Annotated in this window: 16 protein-coding genes; 8 read left to right on the plus strand and 8 right to left on the minus strand. The window is 64.3% G+C overall.

From position 1 onward, the window contains the following. Window positions 1-2 precede the first annotated feature (2 nt). From XH87_RS02000 to groL, 3 genes are all read right to left on the minus strand, one after another. Window positions 3-524, minus strand: coding sequence for an Hsp20/alpha crystallin family protein (locus tag XH87_RS02000; protein WP_271585976.1), 522 nt, complete (start codon window positions 522-524; stop codon window positions 3-5). 247 nt (window positions 525-771) lie between these two features. Next, the gene (locus XH87_RS02005; RefSeq protein WP_271585977.1) at window positions 772-990 is read right to left on the minus strand and encodes a ChaB family protein; all 219 of its coding nucleotides are present in this window, start codon (window positions 988-990) and stop codon (window positions 772-774) included. A gap of 61 nt (window positions 991-1,051) precedes the next feature. Further along, window positions 1,052-2,674 (minus strand): chaperonin GroEL, encoded by a 1,623-nt coding sequence (gene groL / locus XH87_RS02010; protein WP_271585978.1) that lies wholly within the window; start codon window positions 2,672-2,674, stop codon window positions 1,052-1,054. Between the two features lie 264 nt (window positions 2,675-2,938). Between groL and XH87_RS02015 the strand changes: the two genes are divergently transcribed. From XH87_RS02015 to XH87_RS02040, 6 genes are all read left to right on the plus strand, one after another. After that, a complete protein-coding gene (locus tag XH87_RS02015; protein ID WP_158667861.1) occupies window positions 2,939-4,213 on the plus strand; it encodes an efflux RND transporter periplasmic adaptor subunit in 1,275 nt (424 codons plus the stop codon). Further along, on the plus strand, window positions 4,210-5,436 hold the full coding sequence (locus tag XH87_RS02020) for an ABC transporter permease (RefSeq protein WP_035713004.1): 1,227 nt from the start codon (window positions 4,210-4,212) through the stop codon (window positions 5,434-5,436). Before XH87_RS02015 ends, XH87_RS02020 begins: the two co-directional genes overlap by 4 nt. After that, a complete protein-coding gene (locus tag XH87_RS02025) occupies window positions 5,429-6,115 on the plus strand; it encodes an ABC transporter ATP-binding protein (RefSeq protein WP_035713002.1) in 687 nt (228 codons plus the stop codon). The genes XH87_RS02020 and XH87_RS02025 overlap by 8 nt, the downstream gene beginning before the upstream one ends. A 152-nt stretch (window positions 6,116-6,267) precedes the next feature. Further along, window positions 6,268-8,112, plus strand: a complete 1,845-nt coding sequence (gene ftsH / locus XH87_RS02030; RefSeq protein ID WP_271585979.1) for an ATP-dependent zinc metalloprotease FtsH — start codon at window positions 6,268-6,270, stop codon at window positions 8,110-8,112. Window positions 8,113-8,370: 258 nt separating this feature from the next. Continuing rightward, window positions 8,371-8,589: a DUF6894 family protein gene (locus tag XH87_RS02035; RefSeq protein ID WP_271585980.1), complete on the plus strand. Its 219-nt coding sequence runs from the start codon at window positions 8,371-8,373 to the stop codon at window positions 8,587-8,589. A gap of 146 nt (window positions 8,590-8,735) precedes the next feature. After that, window positions 8,736-8,975 (plus strand): hypothetical protein, encoded by a 240-nt coding sequence (locus XH87_RS02040; protein ID WP_271585981.1) that lies wholly within the window; start codon window positions 8,736-8,738, stop codon window positions 8,973-8,975. Window positions 8,976-9,064: 89 nt separating this feature from the next. Here XH87_RS02040 and mgtA read toward each other — a convergent pair whose 3' ends face one another. The 3 genes from mgtA to XH87_RS02055 form a co-directional block, all read right to left on the minus strand. Beyond that, on the minus strand, window positions 9,065-11,620 hold the full coding sequence (mgtA, locus tag XH87_RS02045) for a magnesium-translocating P-type ATPase (RefSeq protein WP_271585982.1): 2,556 nt from the start codon (window positions 11,618-11,620) through the stop codon (window positions 9,065-9,067). A gap of 173 nt (window positions 11,621-11,793) precedes the next feature. Continuing rightward, window positions 11,794-12,147 (minus strand): hypothetical protein, encoded by a 354-nt coding sequence (locus XH87_RS02050; protein WP_333909163.1) that lies wholly within the window; start codon window positions 12,145-12,147, stop codon window positions 11,794-11,796. Between the two features lie 551 nt (window positions 12,148-12,698). Beyond that, on the minus strand, window positions 12,699-12,992 hold the full coding sequence (locus XH87_RS02055; RefSeq protein ID WP_035712992.1) for a hypothetical protein: 294 nt from the start codon (window positions 12,990-12,992) through the stop codon (window positions 12,699-12,701). Between the two features lie 888 nt (window positions 12,993-13,880). Between XH87_RS02055 and XH87_RS02065 the strand changes: the two genes are divergently transcribed. Continuing rightward, window positions 13,881-15,068 carry a CaiB/BaiF CoA transferase family protein gene (locus XH87_RS02065; RefSeq protein WP_271585984.1) on the plus strand — a complete coding sequence of 396 codons (1,188 nt, stop codon included), beginning with the start codon at window positions 13,881-13,883 and terminating at the stop codon, window positions 15,066-15,068. Here XH87_RS02065 and XH87_RS02070 read toward each other — a convergent pair. After that, entirely contained in the window at window positions 15,065-15,793 is a 729-nt protein-coding gene (locus XH87_RS02070; RefSeq protein WP_271585985.1) for a DUF72 domain-containing protein, read from the minus strand. The genes XH87_RS02065 and XH87_RS02070 overlap by 4 nt on opposite strands. 94 nt (window positions 15,794-15,887) lie before the next feature. Here XH87_RS02070 and XH87_RS02075 point away from each other — a divergent pair, with 94 nt between their 5' ends. Continuing rightward, entirely contained in the window at window positions 15,888-16,103 is a 216-nt protein-coding gene (locus tag XH87_RS02075; RefSeq protein ID WP_035712988.1) for a hypothetical protein, read from the plus strand. Window position 16,104: 1 nt separating this feature from the next. On the opposite strand, the gene XH87_RS02080 is transcribed toward XH87_RS02075, so the two are convergent. Continuing rightward, window positions 16,105-17,253, minus strand: a complete 1,149-nt coding sequence (locus XH87_RS02080) for an amidohydrolase (RefSeq protein WP_035713024.1) — start codon at window positions 17,251-17,253, stop codon at window positions 16,105-16,107. Between the last annotated feature and the right edge of the window lie 21 nt (window positions 17,254-17,274).

Here is a 17,274-nt window from a genome sequence, read left to right on the forward strand (position 1 = left end):
CGTCAGGCGGCCTTCACACTGATGGTCTTGGCCGCCTTCTGAGCTTCCTCGGTCTTGGGAAGGACAACCTTGAGCACGCCGTTCTTGAACGTCGCCTCGATCTTGTCGGTGTTGACCCCGTCGGGGAGCGCGAAGTAGCGCTCGAAAGAGCCGTAACGGCGCTCGGAGACGTAGTAATCCTTCTTCTTCTCTTCCGTCTCTTCCTTCTTCTCGCCTCTGATGGTGAGGCCGCCGTTGACGAGCTTGACGTCGATGTTCTTCTCGTCGAGGCCGGGAAGCTCGGCCGTGATCTCGTAGGCCTTGTCGCTTTCGGCGACGTCGACGGCCGGCGCATTGAAGTTCTTGGACAGATCGCGCTCCAGCCGGGCGAGCGAGCGGAACGGCCGTTTCCAGAAACCGCTGCCGAAATCGTCGAAGATCTGATCGATTTCGTTTCTCAGTGTCTGGAACGGCTGCCAGGCCTCGCCGGCGGCTGCGGGCGCGGTGGACGTCTTGCTGACAGGTAACTTGGTTTCGGTCGCCATGATCATTGTCTCCTTCGAGCTTGACCATTCCGGTCGCGGCAAAGAATAGTCGTGGCCATCGCGCGCCGGTTGATTTCGCTCAAATTCCAGAGCATCGCATGCCAGATCGGATGTGTTGGCAGGCGATGGGGATGATCGTGCCAAATGCGAGCCCGGCGCTCGTCGATCTCCATCCTGCCGTCGCACAATATGGGGCAGATGCTCGGACCTTTATCGATTGCCGGGGCAGTCGAGAGCAGATCGGCCCTTATGAAGCCGGTCCCCTTGGCATCCATCGGTCGCCAAGTTTTACGTAGGAGCGCTTCACCGCAGCCCAGGCGGTGCGGTGAGCGATCTCTTCCTGCCGGAGGTCGCCGGCATGCGAGGCAAAGGCGTGGTTGAACGCCTCCCGGTAGATGTCCAGAGCATGAGGCGGCAGATGGTGCCGCACGCCTTGGGGAAGATCCTCGTTCGAGCGATAGGGCATCGTCGCATCCTGCCGGATCATCGCCCGCCTTGGATCGCTCGCGGACGGCTGATGCCGCAGCTTACATCGCCATGTCGGGCTCGGGCAGCCGCTCGCGCTTCGGTTCCGGAATCTCCGTCATCGTCGCCTCCGTCAGAAGAAGCACGCTTGCGACGGAAACCGCGTTTTCAAGCGCGGTCCGTACGACCTTCACCGGATCGACGATGCCGGCTTCCACGAGGTCGACATAGACCTTCCGGGCGGCATCGAAGCCGAAATTGCCCTCGCTACCAAGCATCCGGGCAACCACGACGCCGCCATCGGTTGCCGAATTCTCGGCGATCTGGCGCGCGGGAGCTTCGAGTGCGCGTTTCAGGATCTGCATGCCGGTTCGTTCGTCGCCCTCGGAGCCGGCCTCCTCTTTGGCTACCGCCGCGATCGTGCGCAGCAGGGCAAGCCCGCCACCCGGCACGATACCCTCGGCGACCGCAGCTTTCGTCGAGCTGATCGCATCGTCGAGCGCCTCCTTCTTCGCCTTCATCTCGGCTTCGGTCGGTGCTCCCACCCGGATCACGGCAACGCCGCCCGACAGCTTGGCGAGGCGCTCCTCGAGCTTCTCGCGGTCGTAGTCGCTGGTGGTCTTCTCGATCTCGACACGGATTTGAGCCAGCCGTGCGTCGATACGGGCGCGATCGCCGCCACTCCCGATCAGGGTGGTATTCTCCTTGTCGGCGACCACCCGCGCGGCGCGACCGAGCTGCTGGAGGGTGGCGCTTTCCAGCTTGAGCCCGATCTCCTCGGAGATGACCTGCGCGCCGGTGAGGATGGCAATGTCCTCCAGCATGGCCTTGCGCCGGTCGCCGAAGCCGGGCGCCTTGACGGCGCAAGCCTTGAGCACGCCGCGAAGCTGATTGACGATGAGGGTCGCCAGCGCTTCGCCTTCGATGTCCTCGGCGATGATCAGGAGCGACCGGCCGCTCTTGGCGACCTGCTCGAGCAGGGGAACCAGATCGCGCAGGGCGCCGATCTTGTGGTCGCACAGCAGCACATATGGATCCTGCAACACGGCTTCCATACGGTCGGCATCCGTGACGAAGTAGGGCGACAGGAAGCCGCGATCGAACTTCATGCCTTCCACCACGTCCAGCAGGGTCTCGGTGGTCTTGGACTCCTCCACCGAGATCACGCCGTCACCGCCGACCTTCTCGATCGCATCCGCCACAAGTTCGCCGATGGAAACGTCGTTGTGCGCCGAGATCGTGGCGACCTGGGCCTTCTCCGCCCTGGTCTTCACCGGCTTCGCCATGGCGTGCAGGGCGGCGATGGCGGCCTGTGTCCCGCGATCGAGGCCGCGTTTCAGGTCGATCGCGCTGGCGCCGGCGACGACATTCCGGACGCCGTCCGAAAGAATGGCGTGGGCGAGGATGGTCGACGTGCTGGTGCCGTCGCCGACGACATCGCCGGTCTTCTCGGCGGCCTGCCGCAGCACCTGCGCGCCCAGGTTCTCTTCCGCATCCTTGAGATCGAATTCCTTGGCAATGGTGACGCCATCGTTGCAGACGATGGGGGCGCCCCACGACTTCTGGATCAGGACGGATTTCGACTTCGGCCCGAGTGTGACGCGCACGGCATCGGCGAGAAGGGACGCGCCGCGCAAGACTTTTTCACGAGCTGCCGAGTGAAACAGAACCTGCTTATGCGCCATTTTTCACGTCCTCCGTCTTGCTGCATTGTCGAGGCGATTTGTGCATCAGTTTGGACGAGTGAGCTGCAGTCGAATTGATCTTAGTCAACGTGGGCACATCGCAGCTCGCTGGCGGTGGAGCTGTCGATGGACCATCGATCGATGCAAGATCGACATGAATTCAGGAAAGCGCGCATTTTACAGCCAGGGCGTTGACATGGCGCAACCCGGAAATGGGGTGGTGCGGTATTTTTGATCAGGCGGAATTCGCAGCAGTGCAGAGCCATGGTCGAGCAAACACTACCTCTTCCGAAGCAGGAGCATACGGGCCGGCTCTCCGCCGCGTCGGCGTGGTCGGCAGTCCTCGCCCACAAATGGTTTGTGCTCGCGATCCTCGTTCTGCTCGCCCTTGGTGCCTGGCAGGGCGTTCGCATCCTGTTCGGACCTGCCGTCGTGGTCGACCAGGTCGCGCGCGGGCGATTGATCGAAACCGTGGTGGCGAGTGGACATGTCGAGACGCCGTACCGCGTCGAGATCGGCAGCCAGATTACCGGCACGGTCGCGGACGTGCTGGTGCAGGAGGGCGAGAGGGTCACCAAGGGGCAGCCGCTGATCTCGCTGGAGGCGCGGGAACTGAAAGCGGCCGTGATCCAGGCGCAGGGGGCGGTAGCCCAGGCCGAAGCCCGGATCAGGCAGCTCGAGGAGCTGACGCTGCCTTCCGCGAAGGAGGCGCTGACCCAGGCGCAAGCGACGCTTCTGAACGCCCAGCAGACCTATGACCGCACGGCGCAGCTCGAACGCAACGGTTACGCGACCAAGGCAGCTCTGGATGAGGCGCAGAAGACGCTCGATGTCGCGCGCGCCGTGAAGCGCGCGGCGGAATTCCAGGTCTATACCGCAAGTCCGGGCGGCAGCGACTATGTCATGGCGCAGACGCAGCTCAACCAGGCGCGAGCCAATCTGGATACGGCGGAATCCCGCCTGGGCTATGCGACGATCGTAGCCCCTCGCGACGGCGTTCTCATTACCCGGAACGTCGAGCGAGGCACCGTGGTGCAGGCGGGGAAGGCGCTATTGGTGCTGGCGCCGTCGGGGGACTTGCAGCTGGTCTTGCAGATCGACGAGCGCAATCTCGGCAAGCTCGCGCTAGGACAGGGCGCGCTGGCCTCCGCGGATGCCTACCCCGATCGGCGTTTTGCCGCCAAGGTCTCCTACATCAATCCGGGCATCGACATCTCCCGCGCGACCGTGCAGGTGAAGCTGACGGTGGTGGAACCATCCGACGATCTGCGCCAGGACATGACCGTCTCGGTCGACATCGAGGTTGCCGCGAAAGACGATGCGAAGGTGCTTCCCGTCCGCTCGGTCCATGACATCCTCTCCGGACGGCCCTGGGTCCTGACCGTCGAGGGCGGTCGTGCGGTCAAGCGGCCGGTGAAGCTCGGCCTGCGCGGCAACAGCAACATCGAGATCGCCGAAGGGCTCGAGGCCGGCGACGTCGCGATTCCGCAGAGCTCCGGCGTGGTGACCGGGCAGCGCGTGCGGCCCGTCCTGCGATGAATCGCTGGCTCCCATTCGAGTGGATCGCTGCCGTTCGCTTCCTGCGCGAGGGGAGATTGCAGACCATCTTCATCATCGGCGGCATTTCGATCGGCGTTGGCGTCATTGTCTTCATGTCGGCAATGCTCGCGGGCATGGAGGCAAATTTCATCAGGCGCGTGCTGACGTCGCAGCCGCAGATCCAGCTCCTCACGCCGGATCAGGTCGCGCGTCCCTTGCGCGATGCCGCCGGCGAGATCGAGGACGCGGTGGTGCAACGCCCGAGCCAGCGGGTGATCTCGATCGACCAGTGGCCGAAGATCAGAACCCAGATGCTGGCGATGCCGGAAGTCACCGCAGTCTCGCCTACCATTACCGGATCCGCGCTGGCCATCCGCGGCGATGCCAGCCGGGCGGTGACGCTGACCGGAATCGAGCCGGACACCTATTTCGGCATCGTCAAGGTGCCGGACTACATCGTCGCCGGCAGCGCGCGGCTGACCAGCGAGGACATCATCATCGGCACCGAGCTCGCCAAGAATCTCGGCGCCACCGTGGGTGACAAGCTGAACCTCCAGGCGGCAAGCTCCGCCAACCGGGTGCTGACGATCTCCGGGCTGGTCGATTTCGGCAACAAGGGTGCCAATCAGCGGACGGCCTTCATCGCGCTGCGGACGGGACAGTCCCTGCTCGGCATGATCGGCGGCGTCACCACCATCGACCTGACGATCAAGGACATCTACGCGGCCGAAACCATCGCCAGGCAGATCCAGGCGGCGACGGCTGTCGAGGCCGACAGCTGGATCGCCACCAACGCGCAGTTCTTCACCGCCGTCCAGGCGCAGATCTACACGAACACCTTGATCCGGCTGTTCGTAGGCTTGTCGGTGGCCTTTGGCATTGCCGCGGTGCTCATCGTCTCGGTGATCCAGCGCTCCAAGGAGATCGGCATCCTCAGGGCAATGGGCACCTCGCGCGGCCAGATCCTGCGGGTGTTCCTGCTCCAGGGTGGTCTGCTCGGATTCGTCGGTTCGCTGTTCGGCGCGACGATGGGCGCGCTTGCGCTGATCTATTGGCACGCCGTTGCCCGTCAGGCGGATGGAAGCGAGTTCTTTCCGTTGATCCTGGAGCGAAACCTCTTCATCTATACGGCGGTGCTCGCCACGGTCACCGGCTTGTTGGCCGCGACCGCGCCGGCGGTGCGCGCCGCGAAACTCGATCCCGTGGTGGCGATCCGTGGCTGACGAGATCCTGAGGCTCGAGCGCGTCTGCAAGACCTACAATGTGGGCCTGCCGACGGAGGTCGAGGTGTTGCATGACATCGATCTCGAGCTCGGCCATGGCGAGTTCCTGGCTTTGATGGGGCCGTCCGGCTCGGGCAAGAGCACGCTGCTCAACATCGTCGGTCTGCTCGACCGGCCGACGTCCGGCCGCCTCCTCATCAAGGGGCGCGACACCGGACTATTGGGCGACAACGAACTCACGCATCTCAGGGGTCACACCATCGGCTTCGTATTCCAGCATCATTTGCTGATCTCCGCCTTCACCGCCCGCGAGAACATCATGATGCCGATGCTCGCGGATCGCGGATTTCCGAGTGCGGAGATCGCGGCCCGGGCCGATCAACTCCTTGCCGAGGTCGGCCTGGAGAGATTCGGGAGCAATCTTGCCAACAACATGTCGGGCGGCCAGCAGCAGCGGGTGGCCGTGGCCAGGGCGCTCGCCATGAATCCGGATCTCGTGCTGGCGGACGAGCCGACCGGCAATCTCGATTCGAAGTCGGCCGACGCCGTCTTCGAATTGATGCGACGGGTCAATCGTCAGAGTGGCACGAGCTTCCTGCTCGTCACCCACAATCTGGACCTTGCGCGCCGTTGCGACCGCATCATCGAGGTGGTCGACGGCCGCATTGCGCAGCATTGAACGCCGAGAATTCGGCGCAAGCGTCGACGTGCGTTTTCAGTCCTGTCGAGTTCATCGGCCCGGTAGCGTGGGCCGCGGTGTTGACCTGAATCAAGCAGAGGCCGCCGTTCCCCATTACCATTCACACTGCAGATGGCGATGGGAGAAGCAGAGTGGAGTCCGATCAAGTTTCACGGAAGCAGGCCATGGTCATGGCCGCAATTCTGGCAGGCGGCCTGCTGCTCGTCGTGCTGCAGTTCGGTCTCACGACGTACGGTTCAATCGAAACCATTCCCTACAGCCAATTCGAGCAGCTGCTGACACAGGACAAGATTGCCGAGGTGTCCGTTGGCTCGGATATGATTCAGGGAAAATTGAAGGAACCGCTTCCGAGTGGAAAGTCCGCATTCATCACGGCGCGGGTCGATATGGCTTTGGCCGACAAGCTCGCGGCAAGAGGCGTGAGCGTGACCGGCGTTCCCAGTGCCGGCGTGCTGCAGAGCTTGCTGTCCTGGATCTTTCCGGTCATCGCCTTCTTCGTGATCTGGTTCTGGATCGGCCGCCGCATGGGCGGCGGCCAGGGCCTGGGCGGGCTGATGGCGATCGGCAAGTCCCGCGCGAAGGTCTATGTCGAAAAGGACATCAAGGTCACGTTCGCGGACGTAGCCGGAGTGGACGAGGCGAAGTTCGAGCTCCAGGAAGTCGTTTCATTCCTCAAGGACCCCGAGAGCTATGGCCGCTTGGGGGCGCACGTGCCCAAGGGAATATTGCTGGTCGGACCGCCGGGAACGGGAAAGACGCTGCTGGCCCGCGCCGTGGCGGGAGAGGCCGGCGTTCCGTTCTTCTCGATCTCGGGCTCGGAATTCGTGGAGATGTTCGTTGGTGTCGGCGCAGCGCGCGTTCGGGATCTGTTCGAGCAGGCCCGAAAGGCGGCACCGTGCATCATCTTCGTCGACGAGCTCGACGCGCTGGGACGCAGCCGCGGGCCGCTGTCGTTCGGAGGTTACGACGAGAAGGAGCAGACCCTCAACCAGCTGCTGTCCGAGCTCGACGGCTTCGACCCGAGCGCCGGCGTCATTCTGCTGGCGGCCACCAATCGCCCCGAGATTCTGGACCCCGCGCTGCTGCGCGCGGGCCGGTTCGACCGCCAGGTTCTGGTTGACCGGCCGGACAAGAACGGGCGCGTTGCCATCCTCAAGGTCCATGTCCGCAAGATTCACATGAGCAACGACGTCGACCTCGACAAGGTGGCCGGACTCACGACCGGGTTTACCGGCGCGGACCTCGCAAACCTCATCAACGAAGCCGCGATCGCCGCGACCAGGCGGAGCGGTGAGGAGGTCACGTTCGACGATTTCGTCACGGCGATCGAGCGGATCGTGGCCGGCATCGAGAAGAAGAGCAGGGTGCTCAGCAAGGACGAGAGGCGCAGGGTTGCCTATCACGAGATGGGCCATGCCCTCGTCGCGGCCAGCCTGCCCGGCGTCGACCCTGTGCAGAAGGTCTCGATCATTCCGCGTGGCATCGGCGCGCTGGGATACACCATCCAGCGTCCCACCGAGGACAGGTTCCTGCTGACGATCGAGGAGCTCAAGAACCGCATCGCGGTGCTCATGGGAGGACGCGCATCGGAGCGCCTTATCTTCGACGGTGCGATCTCCACCGGCGCCGCCGACGATCTTCAGCGTGCGACGGAAGTCGCGATCGAAATGGTGACCAAGTACGGCATGGACGAGACGGTGGGGCAACGCACCTATGCGCCCAAGCCGCAGGCGTTTCTCGGCGCGGCCCAGGACAAGATCGTCGGAGCTGCCGAGGCAACCGGCCGCGAGATCGATCTTGCCGTACGCAACCTGATCGAGGAAGGAGACCGCCGCGCCCGCGACATCCTCCAGCGGCGGCGTGGCGACCTGGATGCCGGTGTCGAGCTGTTGATCGCAAATGAAACGGTGACGTCCGAGCAGTTCACGCCGCTGCTCGGCAAGCGCAGCGAGGAGAGCAAGCCGGTCGCCGCGTGATTGCGGCACGCATGAGCGCTTGAAATGTATCTGATCCTCCTGAAGGGCGATCCGGGGCGCGCAGGGTATCTCGGGACAGCTCGGGCTTGATCCGGATCAAGCCCGGGATCCGCGGGCCCGCTATTATTTGATTTGCGTAACGCGACCCCACGTTACGTCCCCCAGTTGCCGCCGAGGTTCATTCCCCCGCATCTCGGCGGCTCTTTCTCTCAGCATGACGATTTCAACCGAACTGCGTGGGGCCGCGGGAGTGAACCGATGCCCACCTACTACTTCGATATCAAGGACGGCGTGCCCGTCCGGGACAAGTCGGGATTGGAGCTTGTGAGTGACGGCGCGGCCATCGCGCACAGCAAGAACCTCGCCGACAAGGTGCGCAGAGAAAGACCGAAGGGCCATCCCGCGCTCAAGATCGTCGTCATCGACGAGAGCGGCCGGGAAGTTCACCGCGAACAGATTTATCCAGGCGCAAGCTGAGCACCGGTAAGGGGATGGAGTGCGCTCACTCTGCCGGAGCCCGATACCTGCTCCACATCGCGGAATTCGGCCCCTCATTGATCTAGCGCAAGGCCGCGAGCCGATCGGCTTCTAGCCTGAAGCCGAAGCGCCGGGTCGGAGTGCTCGTGTCCCTCGCCCAACAGGCGCTCAACATGGGGGGAAGCACCGTGAGGCGGCAGCGCGTCAAGCAGACGGCATCGTTTCAGGATCGCCTTTCGGCGTGGGCCGAACGGCTCCGTGAGCAGGCCACCAAACTGAAGCCCGGCCGCGAGCGGGACGACCTGCTCGCGCGGGTTCGTCGGGCCGACGTCGCAGCTCGTCTCGACGAATGGGTCAACTCTCGGGGTCTCCAGCCACCAAAATAGCGTTGCTCCGCTTCCAGCTGAATGTGGGGGGCAATCGGCGCGCCGCCATCTTCACGCCCGGCACCAGGCCAAATCCACCGTTTCGAGCGTCAAGAACGCGAGATTGCCAGGCGTTTGGCGGCGTTGGCCGAGATCAGATAGGCAGCTGCGATGGCGACTATCACCGCAAGCAGTCCTGCGGAAAGCGCGGTGAAGCCAAACAGTCCGCGCCACGGACCAAGCGCAAGCGCCAGCCCGGCGACGAGGGCGCCGACTGACGTTGCGATCAGGATGTTGTGAGGGCGGTTCGCGCGCCAGGGCATGCGGCGAGACCGGATGACGAAGATGACCAGGATCTGGGTGAGTATCGATTCCACGAACCACCCGGTTCGAAACAGCGCCGCATCGGCGTTGAAGACGTTGAGGAGAACGACGAAGGTAATCGCATCGAACAGGGAGGACGCCATTCCCATGACGATGGAGAAGCGAAGGATGCCCGTCATGTTCCAGGCTTCCGGCTGGGCGACGTCTTCGCGGTCGACCTCGTCGAAGGGGATCCCGATTTCGGAGAGATCGTAGATCAGATTGTTCAGCAGGATTTGCAGCGGCAGCAGCGGCAGGAATGGAAGAACGATCGAGGCCAGGGCCATCGAAAGCATGTTGCCGAAATTCGAGCTCGTTCCCATCCGGACATATTTCAGGATGTTGGCAAAGGTTCTGCGACCCTCGCGCACGCCGGCCGCAAGCACCGACAGGTCGGGAGTCACCAGGATCATGTCGGCGGCTGCGCGGGCGACCTCGGTCGCGCCCGTGACGGATATGCCGACATGGGCTGCGTGGATCGCCGGCGCATCATTGACGCCGTCTCCCATGAAGCCGACGACGTGATTGCGGTGCCGAAGTGCGGCAATGATCCGCCGTTTCTGATCGGGGTCGATCCGGGCAAACAGATCGACGTCATCGACCCGGGCGACGAGCGCGGCATCGGTGAGCTCGGAGATCTCGGCTCCGGTCATGACGCGCTCCGACGGAAGACCGACCGTCCGCGCGACGTGCGCGACGACGGCGTCATGGTCACCCGAGAGGATCTTTATCGTTACGCCGAGCGAGGTGAGCGCTTCAATCGCCGAGGCCGCATCCTGCTTCGGCGGATCGGCGAAGACACAGAAGCCGAGCATGGTCAGACCGGTCTCGTCACCGACGGCAATCGTCCGCTGCCCTGCCGGAACGGACCTGATGGCGACGGCAAGGAGCCGGAAGCCGTCGCGGGCATATCGAGCCTGGATGTCCGCCATTTTCCGCTGCCATGCGGTGTCGAGCGGATGGGCGAGGCCATCGATTTCCACGGCAGCGCAGCGAGCCAGGATGGATTCCGGAGCTCCCTTTGCAATCAGCACGTGCTCGTCGTGCCGTGCGACGAGAACGGACAAGCATCTTCGCTCGAAGTCGAACGGGACTTCCGCAAGCCGGACCCAGCCGTCCGGGGCATCGCGGCTGGCTGACAATATCGCGTCGTCGAGCGGGCTTCTGACGCCGGCCTGGAACGTGCTGTTCAGGCGCGCGAAGCTCAGGACGCGACCGCTGGGCCGATCCTGCGGATCGATATGCGCCTCCAGCGTGATCCTGGCTTCCGTCAACGTGCCGGTCTTGTCGACGCAAAGCGTGTCCATCGCGCCCAGGTCGTGAATGGCGGACAGTCGCTTGACGATGACTTTTCGCTTCGCCATGCGCAGCGCGCCACGGGCGAGGGTTACCGTCATCACCATGGGCAGCAGTTCGGGCGTCAGGCCGACGGCGAGCGCGACCGCGAAGAGGAAGGACTCCATTGCGGGACGATGCGCGACGAGATGAGCCATGAGCACAAAGAGGGTGAGAAAGAGTGTCAGTCGAAGGATCAGCACTCCGAGCCTTCGGACCCCCTCCTCGAGAGCCGTCGGTGGCGCGTTGGCGGCCATTGCCGCGGCGATCGCGCCGAAGCGCGTCCGGCCTCCGGTCCTCACGATCAGCATCCTGCCGCTTCCGCCCACGGTGCTGGTTCCCGCGAACAGGGCGTTCGTGGCGTCCGCCGGCAATGCCGCCGAGCAGGGGGCGTCCGTCTTGAAGGCCGGAAATGGCTCGCCCGTCATCAGGGCTTCATTGACATGCAATTCCTGGGCATCGAGGACGATGCCATCGGCCGGTATCAGGTCGCCGATGCGGAGTTTCACGACGTCACCGGGGACGAGAGCCGTCACCGGAACCGTCATGTCCTTGCCGTCCCTGATAACGTCGGCCTGAATGGCGACGGATTCCCGCAGCGCCTCGGCCGTCCGCTCGGCACGATGCTCCTGAACGATATCAAGCGTAATGGAGAGGGACAGCACGGTCGCGATGATGGCAAAACTGCCAATGTCGCCGCTCAGTCCGGATACGAGCGCAGCCGCCAGCAGCATCGCAATCAACGGATTCCAGAGACGTTGGCCGAGCTTGCGCAGGGCCGACCGGCTTTGGGAGACGTCAGCGCGGTTGGCTCCGAAGATCGTCAGCCTTCGGTTCGCTTCGACTTGTGCCAGGCCTTCCGGACCTGAGCCGAGCGCGCGGCAGAGCTCGTCCTTCGGCGTTTGCCAGAACTCGGCAGCCACAGCCTTGGCCGGAAGAGCCTTGGCCGGAATGGATTGCTCGATCATCGGGAGGACTCGCCGGTCACTGACATCTGGGCCGGGCGAAGGTAAGAGCCTACTCGATCCCCGGGTTGATGCAGCTCAAGCCGATCTCGGGGGCAGGCTGTAAGCGGTTCCCGACGGCCGCGACATGGCGTCTCCTCGTGCCGATGTTCCGAGCTGCGCGCCGCTTCAGCGCGTTATTTTTTCCGGCGGGTCCCAGATGGCGAAAATATCTGGTTGGCAGGTGGTTGCCCGCCGGTCGGAACAGCGATGGCAATGAAGCCGCGGCCCATCGAGCCGTGACAGGCGTTGCAGCCCTCGGTCAGCGTGCGCATGGAAACGGCGAACTTGCGATCATCGCCCGCCGCGATCGCATCGGCGATCGAGAGCAGCGGCTCCTTCATCGTGGTCACGTTGCTGACGGGCACCGCCGGATAGAAGATGGCTGCCTCGGCCAGGCTGTTCGTCAGCTGCCGCAACTCGTACGCGGCCAAGTCCCAGTTCTTCGCCTTGCCTGCATACCACAGCTTGAGATGCTCGAGCTGCGCCATGCCCATGACCTCGACGAGGCGAGGCGCCTCCTGTTTCGCATTCGCGGACGGCGGAAAATCGGACTGAGCGATCGCGGATGTCGCCGCACCTGCCGAAATCGCGAGAACCACGCACCAATTCTTAAGCGTCATCCGGGCATTCCCTGTCAATCTCGCCCTTTACTATCAGGGTTGCGTTCCATGCCCTTGCGCTGAATCAAGCTTTCGCGTCCCCCGCCGCCGGCGGGATCAACTCAGCCTTCCAAGAAGTCTTCGGATGATCTTCCTCAAATTGTCGGCGTACTCGTCGACGACCTGACGCCTCTCGGCCGACGGGGGAAGGTGACGATCATCTCCTTTGTCCGTCGTCGGAATATCCGTCCGGGATTTCCCGCGGATGATGGAGACGGTCGGCTTTGTCGCTTTCACGGGAATTCCGGCCTCCGAATAGGTCTGCGCGCACTGTTCAGGATGGGGGTCAACTCCATCTGCGGGCTTCACACGCGTTGACTGTTAGGCTACCGGCCAATCTCCGGCGTGCCCGCCGCGTGAGTTCCTGCGGCTCGATCCGGTCACTCGCGGCCAGCTGGACGCCCCGAGGCGGTGGCATCGCACTTGGGGCAGCGGCCGTCCGCGGCTGTTCCGAGCTGACGGCCAAGTTCCATCCTGAGAGCTTCCTTCTCCCATTTCGTGCCGTCACTTCTGACTATTCGCTTGGCGCGTTCGAAGGCATGGCTCTCGGCGGCGTCATCTCCGATACGGATGATCATGTCGCAGTGGAACGGGCAGACAGTCGTCGCGCGGGTCGTCTCCAGTGCGTAGCGCACGACCGCGGTGAGATCGTCGGTCTGAATGTCGGCAAGCATGTCGGGTCTCCTGATCGGTGTCCTCCATTGCCCAGACGATCCCGGAGGTTCGACGCAAATCGGCCCCGGGCTCCATGGGAGCGCCGAGGCCGATTGTTCGCTTGGTTCTTCCATCCGGGGGCTGAGCTCGTCCAACAAACCCGCGTTGCCGACTTTCGTTCCATCGAACTCTCCGGCGGAGCCGCTCTCCGGCCTGCTCCATGTTCGCGGTTTTCTGCACCTGTCTATGAAGGCGGCGCGCGGAATACCTAGAAATCCGAACTTCGCTCCTTCCGGCAACGGTACCTCGGAAAGCGTTCCCGATGCCGATACAATGCTACAATTAGCGTCACAATCCTGTCTTGATCCAGCTCAAGGGGCGCGATCATTCGTCCTGACCGACGATCGCGTTCTCGCTCGGCAACCTGCGCACCAGCGCTTCGCGGCATCCTTGCCACTCCCGCGTGGATCCGTTCAGGACATTTGCGTAAGTACTCGCCCGCAATTTCAATGCCGGAGGGCCGGGCGCATATGTACAGCATGGAGCGCAACATCCTGTTCAAATGCCCGCGCACTGGCATGAACGTGCAGCACTGGCTTTCCGGCCCAACGTCCGGTGCCGCGGCCACGCACGTATCCGTCCGATGTCCTGCTTGCGCCTCGTTGCACTTTGTCAACATCGCCAGCGGCAAGATGTTGAGCGAAGGGGAGCGGCCGGCGTCGAGCGGGCACAGGTGGTCTCGGCGTCCGGCCTGATCCGCCACGTCCTCCGCGCCGATGCATTTGCGGCCCCGGCGCACCAGCCGAAACCGTCCGCGGTCACATCCGAAGGCCATTGGTGATGCGCGGCGCCACCTTGCCGTCGCGGCCAGCCCCTGTAATCTGAAGAAAACAGAAGGGAAGGGATCGATGGGAGGAGTTCTGGAGGGCGTGCGCGTGCTCGATTTCGGGCGCTATATCGCCGGGCCCTATTGCGCGACCTTGCTGGCCGAGTTCGGGGCCGAGGTCATTCGGGTCGAGAAGCGCGACGGCAGCGAGGATCGTTTCGTGGCGCCGGTGGGCGAGGGCGGCGAGGGCGCGCTGTTTCTCCAGGTCAATCGCAACAAGAAGTGCATCACGCTCGATCCGATGAGGGCGGAAGGGCAGGAGGTGATGCGCCGCCTGATCGCAACCGCGGACGTCGTGGTCGCCAATCTGCCGCCGCAGACGCTGCGCGCGATGAATCTCGACTACGATTCGCTCAAGGCGATCAAGCCGGACATCATCCTGACCACGGCCACCGCGTTCGGCGGACCGGGACCCTGGTCCGACCGCGTCGGCTTCGACGGCGTCGGGCAGGTGATGTCGGGCTCGGTGTACATGACGGGCGCGGGTGATCCGCCGTATCGGGCCGCGGTGAACTGGGTCGATTTCGGCACCGCGCTGCACTGCGCGTTCGGCACGCTCGCCGCGCTGATCGAGCGCGGCAAATCAGGGCGCGGGCAGATCGTCGAGGGCGCGCTGCTCGCAACCGCGCTGTCCTTCACCAATGCGACTCTGATCGAGCAGGCAGTGATATCAGTCAACCGCGTTCCGACCGGCAATCTCGGCCAGACCGCGGCGCCGGCCGACATCTACCGCACCAGGGATGGCTGGGTGCTCTGCCAGGTCACCGGCCATCCACTGTTCAAGCGCTGGGCGAGGCTGATGGGCGAGGAGGAGCAGTGGCTGAACGATCCGCGCTTTGCCGACGACATCAGCCGCGGCAACAACGGACGCATCGTCAGCGAGCGGATGGCGCGCTGGTGTGCCGAGCGCAGCACGCAGGAGGCCGTCGACGCGCTGGGTCAGGCGATGATTCCGACCGGCCCCGTCCTCAGCCCGCAACAGGCGCTGGATCATCCGCACATCCGCGCCGCCGGCTTCATGCAGGACGTCGACTATCCCGGTCTGCCGAAGCCTGCACCGGTGACGCGCGCCGCGGTGCGGCTGTCGGAGACGCCGGGCGAAATCGCGAGCCGCCCGCCGACCCTCGGCGAGCACACCGATCGCATCCTCGCCGAGCTCGGTTATGACGCGGCTGCGATCGCGGCGCTTCGGCAGGGTGACATCATCTAGGGGCACAGCAACTGCTTCAGCGCCTTTGCGTCGGCGGGTGCCGCGCTCTTCTGGTCGTTGTCGAAATAGATGTAGACGTCACAGCCCTGCCGCTTCCAGGACTTGATGCGCTTGGCCCATTGCGCCAGCGTCGCCTTGGTATAGTGCCCGTGATAACGCCCGCTCGGGCCGTGGCCGCGTACATAGACGAAGTCCGCCGTGCGCTTCCACGGCGCTGGCGCATCGTGATGGTCGGACAGGCACAGCGAGATGTTCTCGTCCGCCAGCATGCGCAAGATGCGCGGCTGGTACCAACTCGGATGACGGAACTCGAAACTGTAACGCCGTTTCCGTGACAGCAGCTTGAAGAACGACGCGAGGCGGTCGGCATTTGCCTCGAATTGCGGCGGCAGCTGGAACAGGATGGGGCCGGCCTTGCCGCCGAGCCTGGAAATGCGGTCCTCCAGCAGCTCGAGGCTGTTGACGGAGCGCTCCGACAGGCGCTTCCAGTGCGTGATGAACTTCGATGCCTTCCAGGCGAAGACGAAATCGCGGCCAGTCTGCTCGCGCCAGCCTTTCACAGCCTCGGGGGTTGGCGTGCGGTAGAATACCCCGTTCAGCTCCGTGGTGTCGAACTGCCCGGCATAGTAGCTGAGCTGCTGCTTCAGCTTCACGCCTTCAGGGAAGAACGGGCCGCGCCAGGAATCGTAATGCCAGCCCGAAGTTCCGACCAGAACGCGCGCCATTGTCGTCTCCGTGCCCTCCGTTGCCTTTGCCGGAGGGGAACGTCCAGGCAGCCGATACGTTGCTGGTGAACTGCCAACGCAAGGACCGGAACCGATGTACGCGCTGTTCGAAGGCAACAAGCAGATCGGCAGTCCCTTTTCGACAGAGAAGGAGGTGTGGGAAGCCGCCTTGATCGAGGGCCTCGTGACCGACGTTCCGGTCGCGGATGAGGAGGGCGGCCACCTGCTTCCTGCCGGCTATCACGTCGCGCGCATCGACGAGACGTTCGAGCCGCGGCCGGACTGGAAGCTGCCGCGCGAGATCTCGTGAGCTAGTTCGACGCTAGCGCCGCCTTGGCCACCTCGGCCATCCAGCTTGACGCGACGGTTAAGATCGCGTCGTTGAAATCGTAGCGCGGGCCGTGCAGCTCCGCGCCATCGCGCAAGGGCCCGTTGCCGATCCAGACGAAGGCGCCCGGCCGCTGCTGGAGGTAGTGGGCAAAATCCTCGCCAGCCATGCTCGGCGCAAGGTCGCGGCGCACCGGCGCCTGTACCTTCTCCGCGGCGATACGGGCAAGGCCCGCTTCGGCGGGCGTGTTGATCACCACACCCACACCCCAGACGATCTCGGGCGTGACCTTGACGCCGAAGCTCGTCGCGATCCCGGCGCATGTGCGCTCGATGCCGTCGAGAATGACGCCCTTGACCGCCTCGCGGTGGTAGCGCAGCGTGCCGCGGATGGCGACGCGCCCGGCGATCTGATTCGGCGCGGTGCCGCCTTCGATCGTGCAGAGCGAGAGCACGGCGGTGTCGAGCGGGTCGACGCCGCGCGAGGCGATCGATTGCAGCGCCACGATCAGATGGCCGGCCGCCACCACCGGATCGCGCGTCAAATGCGGCATGCCGGCGTGGCCCGCATGGCCCTCGATGGTGATGGTCACGCGCCCGCCGGAAGCCATGACGACGCCGTCATGAACGGCGATAGTGCCGGCGGCAAGGCCCGGCCAATTGTGAAAGCCGAAGACGCGCTGCATCGGAAAGCGGTCGAACAGCCCGTCCGCGACCATCGCGCGTGAGCCGCCAAAGCCTTCCTCCGCCGGCTGAAAGATGAAATCGACCGAGCCGCTCCAGCTCGTATCGGTGGCGAGCAGCGCGGCGGCGCCGAGCAGCGAGGCGGTGTGCCCGTCATGGCCGCAGGCATGCATCACGCCCGACGTCTTGGAGGCGTAGGGCAGGCCGGTGTCCTCGGTGATCGGAAGTGCATCCATGTCCGCGCGCAAGCCGACGCGGCTCTGCGCATGCCCGCGCGTCAGGGTCGCCACGATGCCGTGGCCGCCGACGCCCGAAACGAAGGGAATGCCGAGCTCGGTGAGCTTGTCCTGCACGAAGGAAGCGGTCTCTTTCTCCTGGAGCGACAGCTCCGGGTGCGCATGAAGGTGCCGTCGCCATGCGGTCAGTTTCTGGTGCAGTTCGGGTGTCAAGGCGGGTCTCTTCCGGTAGCG

The sequence above is a fragment of the Bradyrhizobium sp. CCBAU 53415 genome (genome assembly GCF_028128735.1).
GTDB lineage: Bacteria > Pseudomonadota > Alphaproteobacteria > Rhizobiales > Xanthobacteraceae > Bradyrhizobium.